This window comes from Dietzia papillomatosis NBRC 105045, assembly GCF_001570845.1.
In the GTDB taxonomy this organism is placed as follows: domain Bacteria; phylum Actinomycetota; class Actinomycetes; order Mycobacteriales; family Mycobacteriaceae; genus Dietzia; species Dietzia cinnamea.
In genome coordinates this window covers 1-988 of record NZ_BCSL01000117.1, presented here as the reverse complement: position 1 = coordinate 988, position 988 = coordinate 1, and the positions used below count along the sequence as shown (strand labels likewise).

The 988-nt window shown below is 73.1% G+C and carries 1 protein-coding gene; it reads left to right on the top strand.

The features are described from left to right. Nucleotides 1–988: HNH endonuclease signature motif containing protein (locus DPA01S_RS16070; RefSeq protein WP_157076995.1), on the top strand; the 988-nt coding region annotated here is incomplete at both ends.

Genomic DNA, 988 nt, shown 5'->3' with positions numbered 1-988 from the left:
CTGGTCACCGCGGGCGTGCAGATCCACACCCGCTTGTCCCGCCTTGCGTCGGTGGTGGCGCGGGGGGTGATGCCGGAGCAGATGGCGATCGATATCGCGTGCCGTCTGGCCGAGGTGCCCGATGCGATCGTGGCCGATGTGGAGGACGAGGTGCTGGCCCGGTTCGCCGGCGATCTCGAGGGTGGGGATCGGCCGAGTCGGCCGGCGGTGGACTCGGCGATCGATGAGGCGGTGGAGCGGTGCGATCCGGCCGGGGCGGCCGAGGCGGCCGAGGCGGCCGCGCAGACCCGCCGGGTCCGGTTCCGCGGTGGGCGTGACGGGATGGCCACGATGTGGGCCAAACTCACCGCCGCTGATGCGGAGTTGCTGCGCCGGCGGATCGAGACCGACGCCGCGGTGGCGGCCGCGGACGGGTTGGACCGGCCGATCGATCAGTTGCGCGCGGACGCCCTGGCCGCGCTGGCGGTGTACCCGCCCGACACCGCCGCCGGCGATACCGCCACCACCGGCGCGGCCGCGACCGGCACCGCCGACGCTGCGGCGGCGGTGGCTGAGGAGTGTGGGATCGAGCTGGGGCAGGTGCGGGTGGGGGCGGATCTGCCGCGGCCGTCTCTCGGTAACGCGGCGCGGGCGGGGGTGCCGATCCGGATCAGTGTGATCGCCTCGGCGGTGCGGGGTCTGCCGAACCGGGTGGAGTTCGTCCACGGCACGTACAGCAGTTTCGAGTGGTTGTGCGCGGAGCTGCTGGAGGGCGATGAGGCCAGTGTGCGGTTCGAGCTCATCGACCCCGCCCCCGGCGCCGTCGACTCGCCGGACCAGGCACTGCGATACCTGATCAGCCCGGCCATGGCGGAGCGGATCCGGCTACGCGACGGCACCTGCCGCCACCCGGGCTGCTCGGTGCCAGCCAAGGACTGCGACGTCGATCATGTGATCGCGTTCAACAAGCGCGACCCGGAACTGGGCGGGCCGACCCTGGAGTGGAACC